The sequence below is a fragment of the Pedobacter sp. 05T44 genome, assembly GCF_056395985.1.
This window is the reverse complement of sequence record NZ_JBFTKO010000012.1, coordinates 151,750-170,811: the sequence shown is the minus strand read 5'-3', so window position 1 is coordinate 170,811 and position 19,062 is coordinate 151,750. Positions and strand designations below refer to the sequence as shown.

19 protein-coding genes are annotated in these 19,062 nt (G+C 39.1%); 14 read left to right on the top strand and 5 right to left on the bottom strand.

The window, feature by feature from the left end; all coding sequences use genetic code 11:
• Window positions 1–40: 40 nt before the first annotated feature.
• Both AC1DDK_RS18500 and AC1DDK_RS18495 read left to right on the top strand, forming a co-directional pair.
• On the top strand, window positions 41–3,322 hold the full coding sequence (locus AC1DDK_RS18500; protein ID WP_288883394.1) for a SusC/RagA family TonB-linked outer membrane protein: 3,282 nt from the start codon (window positions 41–43) through the stop codon (window positions 3,320–3,322).
• Window positions 3,323–3,324: 2 nt separating this feature from the next.
• Window positions 3,325–5,085: a RagB/SusD family nutrient uptake outer membrane protein gene (locus tag AC1DDK_RS18495; protein WP_172662218.1), complete on the top strand. Its 1,761-nt coding sequence runs from the start codon at window positions 3,325–3,327 to the stop codon at window positions 5,083–5,085.
• Between the two features lie 171 nt (window positions 5,086–5,256).
• Here AC1DDK_RS18495 and AC1DDK_RS18490 read toward each other — a convergent pair whose 3' ends face one another.
• From AC1DDK_RS18490 to AC1DDK_RS18480, 3 genes are read right to left on the bottom strand one after another with little or no spacing between them, the layout of a single operon-like run.
• Window positions 5,257–5,727 carry a group II truncated hemoglobin gene (locus AC1DDK_RS18490; RefSeq protein ID WP_337717029.1) on the bottom strand — a complete coding sequence of 157 codons (471 nt, stop codon included), beginning with the start codon at window positions 5,725–5,727 and terminating at the stop codon, window positions 5,257–5,259.
• 41 nt (window positions 5,728–5,768) lie between these two features.
• Window positions 5,769–6,833, bottom strand: coding sequence for a carboxypeptidase-like regulatory domain-containing protein (locus AC1DDK_RS18485; protein WP_337717027.1), 1,065 nt, complete (start codon window positions 6,831–6,833; stop codon window positions 5,769–5,771).
• A 25-nt stretch (window positions 6,834–6,858) separates the two neighbouring features.
• Window positions 6,859–8,406 (bottom strand): TPM domain-containing protein, encoded by a 1,548-nt coding sequence (locus AC1DDK_RS18480; protein ID WP_337717026.1) that lies wholly within the window; start codon window positions 8,404–8,406, stop codon window positions 6,859–6,861.
• A gap of 60 nt (window positions 8,407–8,466) precedes the next feature.
• Here AC1DDK_RS18480 and AC1DDK_RS18475 point away from each other — a divergent pair, with 60 nt between their 5' ends.
• The 11 genes from AC1DDK_RS18475 (at window position 8,467) to AC1DDK_RS18425 (ending at window position 16,730) form a co-directional block, all read left to right on the top strand.
• A complete protein-coding gene (locus tag AC1DDK_RS18475; RefSeq protein ID WP_337717025.1) occupies window positions 8,467–9,306 on the top strand; it encodes a sigma-70 family RNA polymerase sigma factor in 840 nt (279 codons plus the stop codon).
• A gap of 17 nt (window positions 9,307–9,323) precedes the next feature.
• Complete coding sequence (locus AC1DDK_RS18470; protein ID WP_172662213.1) at window positions 9,324–9,773, top strand: carboxymuconolactone decarboxylase family protein; 450 nt, start codon at window positions 9,324–9,326, stop codon at window positions 9,771–9,773.
• A gap of 26 nt (window positions 9,774–9,799) precedes the next feature.
• Window positions 9,800–10,207, top strand: coding sequence for a Dabb family protein (locus AC1DDK_RS18465; protein WP_172662212.1), 408 nt, complete (start codon window positions 9,800–9,802; stop codon window positions 10,205–10,207).
• 84 nt (window positions 10,208–10,291) lie between these two features.
• Window positions 10,292–10,726 carry a cytochrome B gene (locus AC1DDK_RS18460; RefSeq protein WP_172662211.1) on the top strand — a complete coding sequence of 145 codons (435 nt, stop codon included), beginning with the start codon at window positions 10,292–10,294 and terminating at the stop codon, window positions 10,724–10,726.
• A 233-nt stretch (window positions 10,727–10,959) separates the two neighbouring features.
• The gene (locus tag AC1DDK_RS18455) at window positions 10,960–12,363 is read left to right on the top strand and encodes an anthranilate synthase component I family protein (protein ID WP_337717024.1); all 1,404 of its coding nucleotides are present in this window, start codon (window positions 10,960–10,962) and stop codon (window positions 12,361–12,363) included.
• Window positions 12,364–12,382: 19 nt separating this feature from the next.
• Entirely contained in the window at window positions 12,383–12,955 is a 573-nt protein-coding gene (locus tag AC1DDK_RS18450; protein ID WP_288883381.1) for an anthranilate synthase component II, read from the top strand.
• Window positions 12,956–12,957: 2 nt separating this feature from the next.
• The gene (gene trpC / locus AC1DDK_RS18445) at window positions 12,958–13,749 is read left to right on the top strand and encodes an indole-3-glycerol phosphate synthase TrpC (protein WP_337717022.1); all 792 of its coding nucleotides are present in this window, start codon (window positions 12,958–12,960) and stop codon (window positions 13,747–13,749) included.
• A gap of 22 nt (window positions 13,750–13,771) precedes the next feature.
• Entirely contained in the window at window positions 13,772–14,962 is a 1,191-nt protein-coding gene (gene hflX / locus AC1DDK_RS18440; RefSeq protein WP_172662208.1) for a GTPase HflX, read from the top strand.
• 31 nt (window positions 14,963–14,993) lie between these two features.
• On the top strand, window positions 14,994–15,371 hold the full coding sequence (gene rbfA / locus AC1DDK_RS18435) for a 30S ribosome-binding factor RbfA (RefSeq protein ID WP_048908269.1): 378 nt from the start codon (window positions 14,994–14,996) through the stop codon (window positions 15,369–15,371).
• Window positions 15,355–16,047, top strand: coding sequence for a peptidoglycan DD-metalloendopeptidase family protein (locus AC1DDK_RS18430; RefSeq protein ID WP_337717020.1), 693 nt, complete (start codon window positions 15,355–15,357; stop codon window positions 16,045–16,047). The genes rbfA and AC1DDK_RS18430 overlap by 17 nt, the downstream gene beginning before the upstream one ends.
• Before the next feature lie 32 nt (window positions 16,048–16,079).
• Window positions 16,080–16,730: a TonB family protein gene (locus AC1DDK_RS18425; RefSeq protein ID WP_172662206.1), complete on the top strand. Its 651-nt coding sequence runs from the start codon at window positions 16,080–16,082 to the stop codon at window positions 16,728–16,730.
• On the opposite strand, the gene AC1DDK_RS18420 is transcribed toward AC1DDK_RS18425, so the two are convergent.
• Window positions 16,727–17,602 (bottom strand): diacylglycerol/lipid kinase family protein, encoded by an 876-nt coding sequence (locus tag AC1DDK_RS18420; protein WP_172662205.1) that lies wholly within the window; start codon window positions 17,600–17,602, stop codon window positions 16,727–16,729. The two genes, AC1DDK_RS18425 and AC1DDK_RS18420, sit on opposite strands and share 4 nt — an antisense overlap.
• Window positions 17,603–17,656: 54 nt before the next feature.
• On the opposite strand from AC1DDK_RS18420, the gene AC1DDK_RS18415 reads away from it, so the two are divergent.
• Window positions 17,657–18,634, top strand: coding sequence for an App1 family protein (locus tag AC1DDK_RS18415; RefSeq protein ID WP_337717018.1), 978 nt, complete (start codon window positions 17,657–17,659; stop codon window positions 18,632–18,634).
• On the opposite strand, the gene AC1DDK_RS18410 is transcribed toward AC1DDK_RS18415, so the two are convergent.
• Entirely contained in the window at window positions 18,631–18,999 is a 369-nt protein-coding gene (locus AC1DDK_RS18410; RefSeq protein ID WP_172662203.1) for a YccF domain-containing protein, read from the bottom strand. The two genes, AC1DDK_RS18415 and AC1DDK_RS18410, sit on opposite strands and share 4 nt — an antisense overlap.
• Between the last annotated feature and the right edge of the window lie 63 nt (window positions 19,000–19,062).

Sequence of the window (19,062 nt, the reverse complement as noted above, 5' to 3'; positions counted from 1 at the left end):
CGGCTAACTATTAAGTATCAAATAAATTAATAACTTAAATATGCATTATAAATATACTTTTTTTAACCTGAAAAAGATATGTTTTCTGGCTGCCGGTTTCCTGCTTCTGCAACCAGCCCAGTCAAAAACATTGGTTAACAGTTACTTCAACGAAAATACCAAGGCATCCAACGAGACCTTGGTAAACATCTTTTTACAATTGAGCAAGCAAACCAACTATAAGTTTAGCTATAGCGAGGCGGTAATTGCAGATAAGAAGACATACCCGGTTACCTATTCCAAACCGCTTAAAGAGCTGCTTAAGGACCTGTCTGAAAAAGCCGATTTTAGCTATAGTATTGTTGAAAATCTGGTGTTGATCAGTAAGAATAAAAAAGATAAAACACCTGCTAAAGTGTCTTCAATTCAACAAACCATAAAGGGTAAAGTGTTGGATGAAAACGACCTGCCGCTTATAGGTGCAACAGTTAAAGAAACAGATTCTAAAAATGCTGTTAGTACAGGTACTAAAGGCGAATTTGAAATCAGATCTGCCAAAGGAAAAACCTTAGAAGTATCATTTATTGGATATAAAAGCAAACTGGTTGTAATTGATGCCGATGTGCTTACCATTAAACTGGAGCCTGATGCATCCAGTCTGGGCGAAGTTTTAGTTGTAGGTTATGGAAAACAAACAAAGAAAGATGTAACCGGTTCAGTTACCCAATTGGATGAAAAGAGCTTCAGACAAGGAGTTGTGGTATCGGCCGATAACTTATTGCAAGGTAAAGTTGCCGGTGTAAGGGTAGTGAACAGCAGCGGTGAGCCGGGTGGTGGTGTTGATGTAACCATCCGTGGTGTAGGCTCTATCAGAAGTGGAAGCACGCCGCTTTTTGTAGTAGATGGAGTACCTTTAACTAACGACGACGTAAGCCCGACCGGACAAAATGTAGGATTTGGATCATCCAAGGCAAAGAACCCGCTTAACTTTTTAAATACAAGTGATATTGAATCTATCTCTGTTTTAAAAGATGCTTCTGCAGCTGCAATTTATGGAGCCCGCGGTTCCAACGGGGTAGTTATTGTAACCACTAAAAAAGGGAAAAAGGGAGAGGCTACCTTTACCGCCGATTCTTACCTTGGCCTTTCTACCGTAGCACATAAGCTTGATCTGCTTTCGGCAGATGAATACCGTAATGCAATTACCGAGAAAGCTTTTGACCATGGTGGCAACACCGATTGGCAGGATGTGATTTATCGTCGCGCACAAACCAGAAACAATTCATTATCGTTTTCGAAACAAACAAATTCTGGTAACTACTATGTGTCTGCCGCACAGATGGACCAGGAAGGTATTGTTAAAAACAGTGACTTCAGACGTACTTCAGGCAGGATCAATGCCTCTGAATCTTTTCTTGACAACCAGCGTTTAAAAATAGGCGTAAACCTTACCGCAAGTGAAACAAAAGATGATGGCGTTCCGACCAGCGACGATGGAGGTTCCAATGGACAGCTGATCATCCAAACCTTAATGTCTAATCCAACACGTCCGGTATTTGATGAAAATGGTAAATACACCAATTTCAACATGAATGCGCATTACAACCCGGCTTATTTGCTTAGCGTTTATCGCGACAGAACACGCACGTTAAGAGTGCTTGGAAATATGGACGTTTCATTCAGAATAGTAAAAGGCCTTGAATACAAATTTAACCTGGGCTTAGATCGTTCTGTAGCAGAAAGGAATACCACTATATTCCCTAACTTAACAGACATTAATCCAACCGGGAAATACGTGCAGTACAATTTAAACTCTAAAAGCACGCTTATGGAGCACTACCTGAACTATAACCTGTTAGAAGGCAAACACAAACTGGAAGTACTTGGCGGGTTCTCCTATCAAAAGTTTGAGCGGGGCGGAAATAGCTTTAGCATTGATGGGATAGCTGATCAAAGCTCAGGTGTTTTACCAGAAAACAACCCTGGTTTTGCAGGTAAACAAACAGGAGTATTCGGATTTGCGCAGGAAAATGAATTGCAGTCTTTTTTCTCAAGGGTTAACTACTCGTATGCAAATAAATACCTGTTAACAGCTTCTGTACGTGCCGATGGTTCTACCCGTTTCGGAAAAAACAATAAATACGGTTACTTTCCTTCCTTTGCACTTGGCTGGAACATGTCGCAGGAAGATTTCCTGAAAGATGTTTCTTTCCTTGATAACCTAAAATTAAGAGCCAGTTGGGGTCAAACTGGCAACCAGGAGGTCGAAAATAAAATCACTAAAGCCAGTTACGCACTATCAACCGGCGACGGATACTATTTGTATAATGATTTAGCTCTGGTAAACGGCATCTCTGTTACCAGAACACCAAATCCTGATTTAAAGTGGGAAGTAGTAACTCAATACAACGTGGGATTGGATTTTGAACTATGGAAAGGCAAATTATACGGAACATTAGATTATTTCAAAAAAACCACAACTGATGCCATTCTTAATATTCCTTCACAGGTGCTAAGCCCTACCAATACCGTATGGGTAAATATTGATGGTAAAATAGTAAACAAAGGGTTTGAGTTTATGTTGGGCTCCAGGCTGATCGACAATGGTAATTTCAGCTGGTCAATTGATGTCAACGGTGCCACACTTCAAAATAAAATTGAAAACCTACCCGTTTCCGAAATCCTCTCAGGAACAATTTCAGGTCCCGGACAGTCAGGGGTAGCGGCCAATATTTATAAAAGTGGTTATGCTGCTGGCTCATTTTACCTATTGGAACATATCGGATATGATGATAAAGGAGCTAACATCTTTAAGGATGTTAATAACGATGGGGTAATCAATAACAATGACCGTGTGATCATTCAAGGTGCAATTCCCAAATTTACCTACGGTTTTAATAGCCAGATGAATTACAAAAGCTTCGACTTCTCCTTTTCAATCATAGGCCAGTCGGGTGGTTATTTGGTAAATAATACGGGGTTAAATGCATTAAACATTAATAACCTGGCTTCAGACAGAAACGTTTCTACCCGTTATTTTAAATCTGGTGCCAATCCTGCAAATCCCCCTCAGCTTTCTACACTTTACTTAGAGAAATCGGATTTCTTAAGACTTAATTCGGCACGTTTGGGCTATAATTTTAAGTTCAACAAGCTGACCTGGCTTAATGGTTTAGGCATTTATGTTACCGGACAAAATTTATTTACAATCACTAAATACAGTGGTTACGACCCATTAATTAACAGTCCAAAAGCGAGTGGTGGAAACCAATCATTGGGTATAGATTATTCTAGCTATCCAACTGCAAAAACGTTTCTTTTTGGCGCAACTATAAAATTATAAAAATGAAAACAAACAAACTATTTAGAGCAAGAAATATCATATTTCTACTTGGAGCCTTGTTTCTTACCAACTGTACGAAATTAAACGAGGTTGTGCTTGATGAAGTATTAGGTGAAGATGCTTCCAATCCTGCGGGTGCTTTAGCGGCAGCTTACGACAGGTTGGGCGACGGAACCTTTGTAGATCATGGGGCGGTATTTTCATTACAGGAATATACAACAGACGAGGCCCTGCTGCCTACACGTGGAAGCGACTGGGGCGATGGCGGTAAATGGCGTTCTATGCATGAGTTTACCTGGGCGGCCGATAATCCGATTGTAACAGATAACTGGAATATGCTTACCAATGGCATCACCAGATCATTAACAGCTATAAAAGCAAACAGCACGGGTACCGGCGCACAAAAGGATCTTTTCCTTGCCGAAGCTAAAGGCTTATTAGCCTACTATACCTATACTACCCTTGATCTGTTTGGGCAAGCGCCTTACCGTGATCCAGCTAATGAAAATGCCCCGTTAGAAATTAGACAGGCAGCATCAGCAATAGACGGACTTATTACCGAGGTAGAGGGTTTAATTCCAAGTCTTGCCACGTTGGGAGAGCAATCCACTCATAACGGAAGGTTTACTAAAGAGGCGGCTTATGGATTATTAGCTAATATGTACCTTAACCGTGCAGTGTATAAAGATCGCTATGCAGCTTCCTTTAATTTTAATGAGAAGTCGGTAAACAGCAATGATACTGATATGGATAAGGTGATCTATTACACCTCATTATTGATCAACCCTGGTAAATTCCGTTTGGAAACCAACTATTTCGACAACTTCGCAATCAAAAATTCAGGTGGTTCTGAACTTATTTTTGTGGTGGTGCAAAAAATAGATTACATCAGAAACGGTTCTAATTCCTTTGCATATGTTGGTGTAGAGCGTAACCAAAAACCATCTCCTGCAAACAGAGGAACTAATGCAGCCTGTATCAGTCCGGAGTTTTATGCTACCTGGAATGGAAACCACGACGATCCAAGGTTTACCAGAAAGTACCAGTATAGCGATGGAACCTGGTTTATGAACGATGCAGTGGGTAGTGTTCCCGCATCAGATATTGTTCCTAAAAGCAATAACCTGCCATGGTTTCATTTCAATCGCGGTATCATGGTTGGGCCTCAGTATGGGCCTAAACTTAATGCTTCGGGTGGTTTTGAAATGACTGACAACGGAAGGATTAAAGTTTCTGAGCTTTACATGGAAAAAAGTACCGGTACACGTATGGATTTTACTCCTGAACTTAATTTTACTAACCCTACACAAGCTGTGTTTGCTCAAAACCAGATCAACAGGGGAGCGCGCGTATTTAAGTTTGAGTTTGACCCTGAAGAAGGAAACGGAACCAGCAATGTTGATATCCCCTTGTTCCGTTTAGGCGTTATTTATACCATGAGGGCAGAAGCCTATTTCCGTAAAGGACAAACTGCCTTGGCATTAAACGACATCAACATTTTACGCACGTCAAGAAAAAGAGAATCGCTTTATGGAAATGCACCGGGTGTAGCGATAACATCGCTTGACGAGGCTGGTCTTTATAAAGAGATTGCTTTTGAAACGTATTGGGAAATGTTCAGAAGACCACAAATGATCCGCTTTGGAAAATATGAACTTCCTTTTAGTGCCAAGCCAACATCTCAGCCTACAAGAAGGATATTTCCAATACCTCAATCAACTTTAGATGTAACCAAGGCATTCCATCAGAATCAGGGATACTAAGGTTATTCAGTTTTTTTTAGGGTTGTTAGGGCGTAAAGTTGCCCCTGACAACCCTTTCTTGTATACTTTGGTTAAAGCTGGTTCGTCGCTTGTTTTACGCTTGTTCGAGAAAATGCACATTTTTACGAACTAAGAATGAGTAGGGGAGGTCAGAAATACGAACTATTGTGTTTATGGGATAAAAGGCCCGCCAGGCTCTCCCCATCCCCATTTGGGCATGGGTTCATCCGGATTTAATGCCACTTCCATTTCTGAAGAATTCAAAACAGCAATCCTGGTTCCCCATTCAATATAGGCTACAAATGCCGAGCGAAACTCAGGATCATCAGGTAAAGTAAGCTCGTCTGCAGTTTCTATAAGAAGCTGCACCCAACGTTTTCTATGGGTTTCTGTTAAATGTTTGCCAAGGTGTTTTTGAATCATTTTAAAGTGCGAACCTTCTTCGGAACTGTACATTTTAGGGCCACCAAAAACTTCGGCAATAAAATGTGCTACATGCAATTGATGATCGGCAGACATATGTTTAAAAATAGGTTCAAGAGTGTCATCAAGCAGAACTTTTTTATAAAAAGAACTCATAAGTTTCTCAAAAACAGGCATGCCTCCGGCCCATTCGTAAAGTGTTGGAATATTCTTTTCCATCTGTTTCTATTTTTTGATGATCAATATAAAGATAGATGAATCTAATTATATTCAAATGGCAGTTGGTCGCCAATTCTTTTGCCACCCCAAAAGCCCTGTATAAAAAAGCTTCTGTAATCAACATAGCTGCCTTTACTGTCTATTATAGCATTATCTAAAAACAGGCGCATAATAGAACCATCCTTCCCCATCATTTTTGTGATGGTACCATTTTGATCCTGGCTGTCAGCTTTCAAAGTATTCTCTTTATCAAAAACAATATATAGACGGGTTTTGAATTTCAACTGAATAAAATTGCTGTCAACAGTATTGATGTATTGCTCCATGTTTACCGGATTGGGAGCTAATTGTAATGGCTGATTGTTGTTCTTTATTTCAAGAGTAATAAAGCCCTCTTGCCTCAAATTGTTTTTATAGAGTGATCTTAAGTAATGCATGAGGGAACCCTGATACGCTTTTTTCCTGTTTTCAATCCAGGTGCTTTTTTCTTCTTCAGTACCTGCCAAATTTTCAAATACAGATTCCCCATCGTAACTTGTAACTCCTGTTCCCTTGTTGTAACGAAAGTTTCTGAGCAGGTATTTTATGCGGTAGCCCAGGCTTTTGTTTTCAATAATCAGGAAGTCATCTGATGTAGCCTCCAGTATTGTCTTGATGGTCGAAAAATCAATAATTTCGAGGTTTAGTATCTTGCATTTTTTTGCATTAGCAGACTCACCCAGGAAATTCTTAAGAAATATTTTTATGTTTTCTTTGCGCTGAGAGTCATCACCAATTACTACTTCACGCAGAACAGTTGTTTTTTCTTTAATATGAATATTTAGTGAAGCAGACTGGTTCTGGATAATTACATTTTGTTTTGTGGAAGCATAACCAATCATGCTCACAATTACCTGATAGGTGCCGGGTTTTATATTGGCAAATTTAAACTCGCCCTTTGCATTGGTTGCTGTACCTTTTTCAGAGCCATCAATAAACACAGTAGCACCTTGTATAATTTCCTCTTTTGCGTTAAATACAGTGCCGCTTATTGTAAAAGATTCCTGAGCTTTTAATGAACCTGCGGTAAGTAAAATAATGAAGATTAAACGTATAATTTGTTTCATAATTAATTAGTTAATTCATGAGCGTTTACCAACTGCTGCCAGCCCCGCCGCCTCCTGATGAGCCTCCGCTGCTGCTTGAAGAGCTGCTACTACTACTACTACTGCTGGAAGAAGAAGACCAGCTGCTGCTGCTGCCCGAAGAGGAAGATCCGCTTGAGGTTGATACTTTTGGGATGATAAACTTTGTCTTCTCTTCGTATTTGCAATATTGGCATAGATAATAGCTATAGCCGAAACCCTCATTTTCTGTGGTTGAAGCTTTATGGATAGCCCTTCGTTTATATAAAAAGGTATGAAAATGACATTTTGAGCATTCCTGGGCTTTAGATTCAGGATTCTTATAATCGAGTATCAGTTCTGTTTTACAAGATCTGCATACCCATACATCGTAATCTATGGAGTCAATTTGCTCTTCTATAATATTTCCTTTTAACAGGTATTGATCATCTTTTTCCTCATTTAGTATAATCATCTTATTGCTGCATTTTTCGCATGTCATTGGGCTTGATCGCAAAGTATGCAGCAGTTCAGTGTACTTATTCCAGTAGGATGTTAAAAATGTTGTAGGGAATGCTTTTCTGATGTATTGGGATGGCAAATGTGTTGATTGCCATGCCAGATACTGTTCGTGTGGTGTTTTATCTTTTAGGGTGGCAGTTAGCTTCCTGCCTAAAAAGTAGAAATGTAAGTTCACGTACGCCCATAGAAAGAAATAGAGTATTAGAATTGTTCTGATGTTATGCCATTCAAATGGCAGGTATATGTTCAATAAAATAACCAGGGTAACCGGTGCTATCCAAAGAAAATAGATCACAGGATTTTTTAGTCGCGGTATGCCTTTGTGTGCTGTTAACCGCTGACCAACCAACGAAGAAAATACAATATAAATGGCAAGGATTATGAGCAAAAGGAAATCAACAATGGGAGCGGCCCTTTGTTTTACCGGTGCTGTGAGGGCTTGTGGGGTGATATCATAAGGTTCTGAAATGCCAGGGTCAATAATAGCCGATGGGGCCTCAACCTCTGCAACTGAAGTGGTGTCGGGTGCTTGGTATATTGCATTGTTTTCGGTGGTGATGTGTTCAATAACCGCATCTACGCCTTTTTTTACTGCATTGTCATAGTCGTTCTGCTTGGCATAGGGAATCATGTAGTCTTGCTGGATTTTGTAACATGTTACATCAGGCAATATTCCTTCTAATCCATAACCTGTTTCAAACTCTATCCGGTGTTGGTCTTCAACTATAAATATAAGCAAGCCATTATTGGTTTTCTTGTCACCGATTTTCCATGAGTTGAATAACATTGTTGCAATTTCCTTGGGTACATTATCTCCAATAGTCTTGACAAATACCACATCAATATGTGCTTTCCCCGACTGGTCTAATTCCCTGAGTTTTTCATTTAATGTAAAAACAGTCTCGTCTGCAAGTATTTTGTCTGGATTGCTGACATATGATTCGTTAAGTGTTTTAGGGTCTGGGATGTTAAGAATTAATTTCTCTTTAGATTGTTTACACCCAATAAATATGGAGAGTAAAAGGATAAATGGCAGTAGTGTTGATGTTCTCATGAGCGTTTGTAGCGTTAAGTAAATATCTCTTTTTTTCTTTAAGTTTGAAATAGTAGTATCATGAATCATTTAAGGCCCTTACTGACTACATATGCATACAACATTACAGGATCCTACGAGGCTTCACTCGATATCGTACAAGATGCTTTTCTAAAATTCTTGCAGATAGATTCCAATGTTATTAATGAAAAAGCTTATTTGGTGCGTACAGTAATTAATTTGGCTATTAATTACAAGAAGCAAAATGAGCGGTTGCAACATGAGTATCCGGGAATATGGTTGCCGGAACCTATTGATACCAATGAGGCTGATTCTGCCCTGAGTAAAAAAGAGGTGCTTTCTTATTCCTTAATGGTGCTTCTGGAAAAATTAACGCCTCGCCAAAGGGCAGTGTTTATTCTAAGAGAAGCTTTTGATTATAGCCATGAAGAGCTTGCTGAGGTATTGGAAATAACAATTGATAACTCGCGACAAATTTTGAAGCGAGCAAAACAAAGCTTGCAACAGAGGGAGAAGCAGGGTAAAAATGATGTGGAAACAGAATTGCTCTTAAAATATGTAAATGCAATAAAGAGGGGTGATGTTCAGGAGCTGGAGTTGATGCTTAAGGCGGAGATCTCTGTGATTTCTGATGGCGGAGGAAAAGTACTGGCTGCTTTAAGGCCTGTTTTGGGTAGGGCTAATGTAATTAAGTTTTTAAAAGGATTGCAAACGAAATTCTTTGCCAAACGAACCTTTAAATATGGAGGGATTAATCATCAACCGGCAATGTTTCATTATGAAGATGGGGTGATGGTAAGTTGCCAGATATTTGTTTTTGAGCAAAATGAAATTGCTAATATCTTTTTTATCCGAAATCCAGATAAGTTGTCACGCTTTAGATATGCTGATTGTCTTTAAGAGAAAAAGAATATTTTATGTTACGAATTAGTCAGAACGAAATCCCGGAAGGGTTATTTAAAGCAATGCGACAGATAAAGGATTATCTCCGCAGTTCAGGAATTGATCCACTATTAATTGATTTATTGGATGTGAGAGTTTCGCAGATTAATGGCTGCGCATATTGTTTGGATATGCACTCGAAGGAAGCGGTACACAAAGGCGAAACATTACAGCGGCTGATCTCACTGCCGGTTTGGAGAGAAACAGACTATTATACCCCTAAAGAAAAGGCTGTATTGGCTTTTGCTGAAAGATTAACCAATCTTCAGGACGAAAAAGAATCAGATGATCTGCATGATGAGCTTAAAAAGCATTTTTCTAATGCTGATATTGCAAATCTTTCATTGGCGGTAGCCCAGATTAATTCATGGAACAGGCTGGTTAAGTCTTTTGGAACAATAGCTGGCACATATGAAGTGAAGTAATATTTTTTTTCATAGATTTATGCATTATGAACAAGTCTAACAGAAGAAAATTTATTGGAACCGCTGCAGCACTTGCAGTGGGGACAGCTGCAACCGCTATGCCGTTATCAAATATGAAAAAAAATTATCCGGTGGTACACCATGTGTTTTTCTGGTTGAAAAATCCAGATTCAAAAGAAGATCGTGATAAATTAGCCGCAGGCGTGAAAGCACTTTCGAAAATCCCGACTGTAAAAGAATTACATGTGGGAATTGTAGCCAGTACTGAAAAACGCGATGTTATTGATAGCAGCTGGGGGGTATCTGAACTGATGTTCTTTAGTGATCTTGAAGGTCAGGCAACCTATCAAACCCATCCGATACACCTGGAATTTATAAAAAACTACAGCCATTTATGGGAGAAAGTAGTTGTTTACGATGCAGTTGAGGCCTAAAATAGAATCGTTTTAAATATCATTTAGTAATTAGCTATTACATAAAGCATAAAGTAATTACTTAAGTTTGAAAGAAAAACCGTTATGAATTTTTATCACATCTTAAAGAGTGCACACTCAGGCTGGCGTTATCTCGTCTTAATTTTATTGGTATTGGCAATAGTAACTGCAATTGCAGGGTGGCTTGGAAAAAAACCATATACGGAAGGAAATAGGAAATTGAATGTGTTTACTTTAATATTTGTGCATATCCAAATTTTATTTGGTTTGATATTGTACTTTGTGAGCCCGCTGGTTGAAGCAGGAATAAGATATTGGAAAATGGAACATATTGCAATGATGATTTTTGCTGCCATTTTAGTTACTGTAGGCAATGCAAGGTCGAAAAGAGCAGATGATCCATCGGCCAAGCACCGCACTATTGCGCTGTATTTTGGACTGGGCTTAATCGTGATCATTGCATCAATTATACAGATGACTATGGCTGATCCGAGCCGTAGTTTTTTTGGAGTTTCATAAATTTCACAATTTAATTTTGTTTAGTAAGATTTATTTATATTTTTGTTGCACATGATTAACAATATACATACTTGGCAGTGGCGTGGTAATTCTGAAAAGAGTTTCGTCGCAACCTTGTGTACCTTATAGTTTATCAACCTAAACCAAACCACATTGTAAAACCCGACGTAACCACACGCCGGGTTTTTTTATGATCTGGCAATTTGAATAAATGAATTGAAAAAAATGTTATTATGAATAATTATATCATTAACACAACTTATAAAAAGAGACTTGCAGATACCACTACTCCGGTAAGTATTTACCTGAGATTGAGGGATGTATTTCCAAATACAATTTTACTGGAAAGCTCCGACTATCATAGTCGTGAGAACTCTATGAGTTATGTGTGTGCTGAACCTGTTGCAGGTATTATACTGCAAGATGGTGTGCTTTCTTCTTACTTTCCTGATGGACAGAAAGAGGAAAAAACGGAGTTTGTGCTAACCGAAGAAATAGATGCTTTTAAAGCTGCTTTTACACCGGACGTAATTGATGGCAACAGACATATTTCCAGTGGTTTGTTTGGCTATTTTACATGGAACGCTGTACAACATTTTGAAGATATAACCTTCACTTCTGAAACTCCGAAAGGCGAAGAGATCCCAACAATGCAGTACCATATTTACAGGTATATTATCGCCATTGATCATTTCCGTAATGAGATCACCTTGTTTAAAAACAGGTTCAATGGAGATGATAATGAGGACCTGGAAAAGATGGAATACATTATTCAGAACAAGAACTATCCGGAGTATAGTTTTAAGACGAATGGCGAAGAAAGTTCTAACCTGACAAATGAGGACTTCATGAACATGGTTGATAAACTTAAGAAGCACATATTGCGTGGTGATGTTTTTCAAATTGTTCCTTCACGGGCATATAACCAGTCCTTTTTAGGGGATGAGTTTAATGTTTACAGATGCTTAAGATCAATTAATCCATCACCCTATCTGTTTTATTTTGATTACGGAAGCTTTAAGCTTTTCGGTTCATCGCCAGAAGCCCAGATTACCATAAAGAATAATGTAGCTAATATTTTTCCTATTGCAGGCACTTTTAAACGCACAGGAAATGATATAGAAGACGCAGAACAAGCAAAAAAACTGGAAGAGGATCCTAAAGAAAGTGCTGAGCATGTAATGCTGGTAGATTTGGCCAGGAATGACCTTAGCAGGCATTGCAGCGGTGTTCACGTTAAATCTTTTAAAGAAGTTCAATACTATTCTCATCTGATCCACCTGGTTTCTAAAGTAAGTGGCAACCTGCAGGAAAATGTATCTGCATTTAAGGTTGTGGCCGATACTTATCCCGCAGGAACATTAAGCGGAGCCCCTAAATACAGGGCGATGCAGCTGATTGATGAGAATGAAGGTCTGGGAAGGAATTTTTATGCCGGGGCGCTTGGCTACATGGGCTTTAATGATGAGTTTAATCACTGCATCATGATCAGGACATTTATGAGTAAAAACAACCAGCTGCATTACAGAGCGGGTGCCGGTATTGTTGCCGACTCTATTCCTGAAAATGAACTGAACGAAGTAAATAATAAAATTGCTGCTTTGCGCAGGGCAATAGAAATGGCTACGCAAATTTAAGATGGAGAATAATAAGATCATGCAAAAGAAAGTTTTGGTTATAGATAATTACGATTCGTTTACTTATAACCTGGTGCATTTAGTAAATGAATTGGGCAGGGATGTTGAGGTGTGGAGGAATGATAAATTTGAACTTGCGGATGTTGAGCAGTACGATAAGATTTTGCTTTCGCCAGGACCAGGGATACCTGAAGAGGCGGGTTTGTTACTTGATGTAATCAAAACCTATGCGCCTACAAAGAGTATTTTTGGTGTTTGCCTTGGGCAGCAAGCTATTGCTGAGGCATTTGGAGGAAGTTTGTTAAATTTAGGCAGGCCTATGCATGGAATTGCTACACCAATTACGGTGTTGGATAAAAGTGAGCTTTTATTTAGGGATTGCCCGGATGTAATAAAAGTAGGTCGCTATCACTCATGGGTGGTAAGTAATAAAGGACTGCCTGATTGCTTTGTGGTTACGGCAACTGATGAAACGGACGAGATTATGGCCTTGAGCCATAAAACGCTTGATGTACGTGGTGTACAATTTCATCCGGAAAGCGTGCTTACTGAGCACGGAAAACAAATGATGCAGAACTGGTTAGAAAGTTAGATATGAATATTTTAGATAAAATTGTACTGAGAAAGAAGGAAGAAGTGGCTTTGGCGAAGCAGCATGTTTCTGTTAAACAGTTGGAGGCTGCACAGCACTTTAATCGCAGTCCGTATTCTTTTAAGGAGTTTTTATTAGCAGATGACCGTACCGGTATTATTGCTGAGTTTAAACGCCAGTCTCCATCTAAGGGTGTTATTAATGACAAAGTTACAGTTGCTGATGTCACTACGGCTTATGCTTCGGCGAGGGCTTCGGCATTGTCGGTATTAACTGATACTGATTTCTTTGGAGGTCACCAACGAGATTTGCTGGAAGCGAGGGCTGCGAACAAAGTTCCTATTCTTAGAAAAGATTTTATGATTGATGAATATCAGATCCTCGAGGCAAAAGCCTGGGGTGCTGATATCATTTTATTAATTGCTGCTATCCTTACTCCGCAGGAAATTGCTACGCTAGCGGGCACAGCGAAGGGTTTAGGCCTTAATGTGCTGTTGGAAGTACATAATCAGGAAGAGCTTGAAAGGAGCATTTGTACGGATCTGGATGCCATAGGCGTGAACAACAGAAACCTTGCTGATTTTACAGTAAACATTCAGACTTCGTTTGATCTTGCAGATCAGATTCCTGCTGATTTTATGAAGATATCTGAAAGTGCCATCAGCGAAACTTCTACAATTAAATTGTTAAAACAAGCCGGGTTTAATGGCTTTTTAATTGGCGAAAACTTCATGAAAACTGAGGATCCGGGACTTGCAATCAGAGAGTTTGTCAGTGAATTGATCTCGGTATAACTTTTGTATCTTTGTACTTTACATGGGAAAACAGAAATATTACGACACGGCACTTAAGCCGGAACGGGCAGTACTTGTAGGAGTAATCAGGCCTGGTGAAAAGCCAGATGAAACCAGGGAATACCTGGATGAGCTTGCTTTTCTGGTAGATACGGCAGGTGGTGTGGTGGAACATGAATTTACACAGAAGATGCTTAAGCCTGACCGTGGAACTTTTGTAGGTACAGGGAAACTTGAAGAAATACAGGCTTACGTAAAGTCTGAAGAGATAGATATGGTTGTTTTTGATGATGAGCTTTCACCATCACAACTAAGAAATATTGAACGGGAATTACAGGTTAAAATATTAGATCGGAGTAACCTGATCCTTGATATTTTTGCCAGCAGGGCACAAACTGCACAGGCTAAAACTCAGGTTGAACTGGCACAATTACAATACTTATTACCCCGACTTACCCGCTTATGGACTCACTTAGAGCGCCAAAAGGGTGGTATTGGTATGAGAGGTCCGGGTGAAACTCAGATTGAGAGTGATAGAAGGATGATCCTTGAAAAGATTGCTCTTTTAAAAAGCAGGCTGAGCCAGATTGATAGACAAAATGAAACGCAAAGAAAGAACCGTGGACAACTGATAAGGGTTGCTCTTGTTGGCTATACGAATGTAGGGAAATCAACGATTATGAATATGCTTTCTAAATCGGAAGTGTTTGCCGAAAACAAACTATTTGCCACATTGGATACTACAGTAAGAAAGGTGGTTATTGAGAATTTGCCGTTTTTATTATCAGATACAGTAGGGTTTATCAGAAAGTTACCTCACCATTTGGTAGAATGTTTTAAATCGACATTGGATGAGGTACGTGAAGCAGATGTATTGATCCACGTTGTGGATGTATCGCATGCTAACTTTGAAGATCAGATCAATGTGGTGAATGAGACCTTAAAAGATCTTGGCGCGAGGGATAAAGAGACCATCATGGTATTTAATAAAATGGACGCTTACGTAAGCCCTGAGCCTGATCATGAAGATGAGGAAAGAGCCGTGCTTACGCTTGATGATTTTAAGCGTAGCTGGATGGCAAATCATAATGCCCCTTCTATATTTATATCTGCCCTGCACAAAGAGAATTTAGAGGAATTTAAACAATTATTATACGATAAAGTTGTTGCTTTGCATACCGAGCGCTATCCTTATGATAAGCTGTTATATTAATTAATGCCGTTAAAGAAGAAAGAGAAAAATTATGGAAAGTAAACGTCAACAGAAATTTGCCGGGGTGATACAAGAGGAATTAGCTGCTATCTTTCAGCGCGAAGGCTCTGCATATTTACCCAATACACTGGTTACTATTACTAAGGTTCGCGTTTCTCCGGATTTGGCGGTAGCAAAGGTTTATTTGAGCTTTTTAAACACAAACAATACCACCTTGTCTGTTGCTGAGGTGAATTCACATTCAAGTGAGATCAGGTATAAACTGGGTGCACGTATTCGCCACCAGGCTCGTGTAATCCCTACCCTTACCTTCTTCTTAGACGATACCAATGAGTACGTAGAGCATATGGATAAGTTATTCGATAAAATATCCAGAGACCGTAAGGAGACGGATGAACAAGCCGATTGATCTTGTAGCTGCCTTAAATAGGAGTGATATCATAATTGGTAAAGTAGTTGATTTTGATCCTGCTCAGGATTTGTTGTATCCGTTTGACCTTACAGCGGCAAACAAAGAACTCACAAACGATATTTTAGATGATACCGACGTTTTTACTAGCTGGGTTGAAGATAAACTTCGTTTAAATAATTGCAGGTACGGTATCGGTGGGTATAATGAACATAGGTCTATCTATGCACGCAGTGCTCATTTTGATACAGGCGAAGAACCCAGAAGGCTGCATTTAGGTGTAGATATATGGGGGACTGCAGGAACACCTGTTTACAATTTTCATGATGCAGTAGTACATAGCTTTAAATTCAACAATAACTTTGGTGACTATGGTGGAACCATTATTCTGAAATATGTTTTGGGAGATGTGGTAATTCATGCCTTGTATGGACATTTGAGTGTGGAATCTTTACAAGGGCTGGAAGAGGGAATGTTTATTCCTGCCGGTACGCGATTTGCTGCTTTTGGTACAAAAGAAGAAAATGGTTACTGGCCCCCGCATTTGCACTTTCAGCTGATATTTAATATGCAGGCTTTAAAAGGTGATTATCCAGGTGTATGCCAATACACGAAAAGAGATATTTATCTAAAGAATTGCCCCGATCCTGCAGTAATTTTAAAGTACACATTTTAATCGGCTTTGGTTTAAAATACGTAAATTGGTATATGTCAAAGATTCTTTTAGCATTATTTCTTTTGTTGGGGCTAAATGTTAAAGCCCAGCCAACTTTAAAAGGTGGACTGGAATCTTTTGTGATGAACAATAAGGTTTATCCCCGATATTCACTACAAAATTGTATTGATGGAAGTGTTACCATAAGCTTTAAATTGAATAAAGCAGGAGAAGTCTATTTCTCTAAGATTCAAAAAGGCATAGGGACAGATCTTGATGACGAGGCCCTAAGGTTGATCAGATTAAGCAGTGGTAAATGGATAGTTCCTGCTGATCATGATACTACGATATCTGTTGTGGTACCAATAAACTTTAAGTTGTCTGGAGATGATTGCCAGAATAAAAGCCAGAAAGATATAAAACAGGCTATAGAAACCTATAAAACCAATGTAGGTATGACAGATGCAGTGCTCAATTTTTACAGGCATAAGGCAACAGGTAAGTTTACTGCTGACGAGGAGCGAAGGATTGTAGCGCTAAAAACAAGCCTTGGCTATGATGAAGAGTATATGAAAATGCGGATAAATGACGGGCTGAAAAAATTGAAACAGAAAGACAGGCAAGGTGCATGTGAGGATTTTATGTTTGTGAAGAACATGGGGTTTGATCTGGCAGATGAGCAAATAGCGCAATACTGCAATTAAACAATAACATTAATTGCCGCAGGAATTATGTTGGCTTCAATTCTGCTTACCTTACCCATATATTCCCCATCGACCTGAAAATGCGCTTTATGTTTTGTTTTTATGTTGAGACTGGTGATTTGAAAGGCTTCAATATTCTTAGGGTTTAAAGCCAGGTTGGTAAATCGTAGTTTTAAAATCTCCATCACGGAATATTCTTTTACCAGAATTACTTCAAAAAAATCATCGTCCAGTTTTCCATCAGGGTTAATTTTAACGCCTGTGCCATACATGGTGGCATTTGCTATAACCACCATAGCTGCTTCTGAACGGATAGTTTTGTCTTTTACCTTAATCAGTACCTCCATTTTATGATGACTCCATAGTGCTTTCCAGGCGGCTTTAGTGTATCCCCACATTCCACGCTGCGGAAGGTCATTAAATTTTTTAACGAGGTAGGCATTAAAACCAATATCGGCAAGGTGAATACATAACTCACCGTTTACCATTATGACATGTATTTTTTTTGGCTGCCCGTTCACTGTCATATCTAATGATTCCTTAATGGTTGTGGGAATGCCTAATTCCTTGGCCATGCCGTTTGCAGATCCGGCAGGTATAATACCCATAGGTGTATCTGTTTGGAGCAAACACTCGGCAATCAATTTCACAGTTCCATCGCCACCAACGGCTATCACACGGTCTGCATTTGCACTGGCTATTATTTCCTTAAGTTTTTCGAAAGAACAGTTTAATGGCAGCTCATAAATCTCGGCAGTATGCGGTAGCGATTCAAAATATGCGCTTATTGCATCGGCAAAATTGATCTCACCATTTCCAGATCCCGGATTCACGATAAACAACAATTTCAATTGGACGGATTTTTCTCCCATTACATTTTCTTTAATATCACAAACAACTTTAGTATTACTCTGTTTTAATTATTAATGAATAAATCTGTAAGTGTTAAGGTATACCATGGATACGGACACACACATAACCTTGTGGTATATGGTCATGTTTTTAAATTTAGGGCCAAAACGATGCAGGGTTTTAGTAATAATTTATTCGTTAACATTATCCATTTGTTAAAGTTATTTGTACTAAAGCCATACCCTCATGTACAGGTAAGACTCACTTTTAATGGGCAGGAAGTATACCGCAAAACTGAATACGATGGCTTTTTTAAGTTTGAGTGGTCGGCCAATGAAAACGTGGATGCAGGATGGCATGGGGTAAAGATTGAGGCTTTAGATAAGGATGGAAAAATACTGGCAATAGGGCTAGGTCAGGTGTTTGTACCTCACATTACTCAGTTTGCTTTTATTTCTGATATTGATGATACGGTGATGGTGTCTCATTCGGCAACTATCAGAAGAAGACTTAGAGAGCTCTTTATTAAAAACCCAAGAACACGAAAAACGTTTAAAGGTACATACACGCACTACACCGCCCTGGCAATTTCACATACCACGGCAGATCAGCCTAATCCCTTTTTCTATGTATCTAGCAGCGAGTGGAATTTATACGATTATCTGGTAGAGATTTTTAGCTATAATAAGTTGCCTGATGGCGCCTTCCTATTGAATCAGATTAAGCAGTGGAGGGATCTTATTAAAACGGGTAAGACCGGACACGAAGGGAAATTGATAAGGGTGATGAGAATTCTGGACGCTTTCCCAAATCAAAAGTTTGTCTTTTTTGGAGACAATACACAGAAGGACCCGGAAATATATACTGCTATTGCAGAGAAATACCCTAAAAACATTGCGGCTGTTTACATCAGAAATATCCGTAAGGATATGGAAGAGCCAACCAGGGCATTATTGAAAAGAATAGAGGCACAAAATATCCGTACCTGTTTATTTGAAAACAGTGTGGATGCAATTGAGCATTCTAAAAAGATAGGGTTGATTGCAGATTAGCTTATCGATTTTCCAAATGGAGAAAAGGCAAGATTCATTAATTTAAAATGTTGTCGGCCAAATGGAATACCTATAATAGTAATGCAGAACAAGATGCCAAAGAAAAGATGGGTAAGTGCAATCCAGAAGCCTCCAAATATTAACCAGATGATATTCATTACGGTTGATAAGCAGCCAGTATTGGAAGAGGTGTCGGTTATTTTAACACCAAAAGGAGCAAGGCCAACAAAGGCAAACTTGAAGCATTGTATTCCGAATGGGATTCCCACAATAGTAAGACATAGGATAAGACCACCGATTATATATTCGAAAAAAATAAATATTCCGCCAAAAATGATCCAGATGATATTGCCTATTAAGTTCATGTTACGCTTTTTATTATGATGAAATATAGGAAGATTAGTTACATTAAACCTAATGTTTTATTA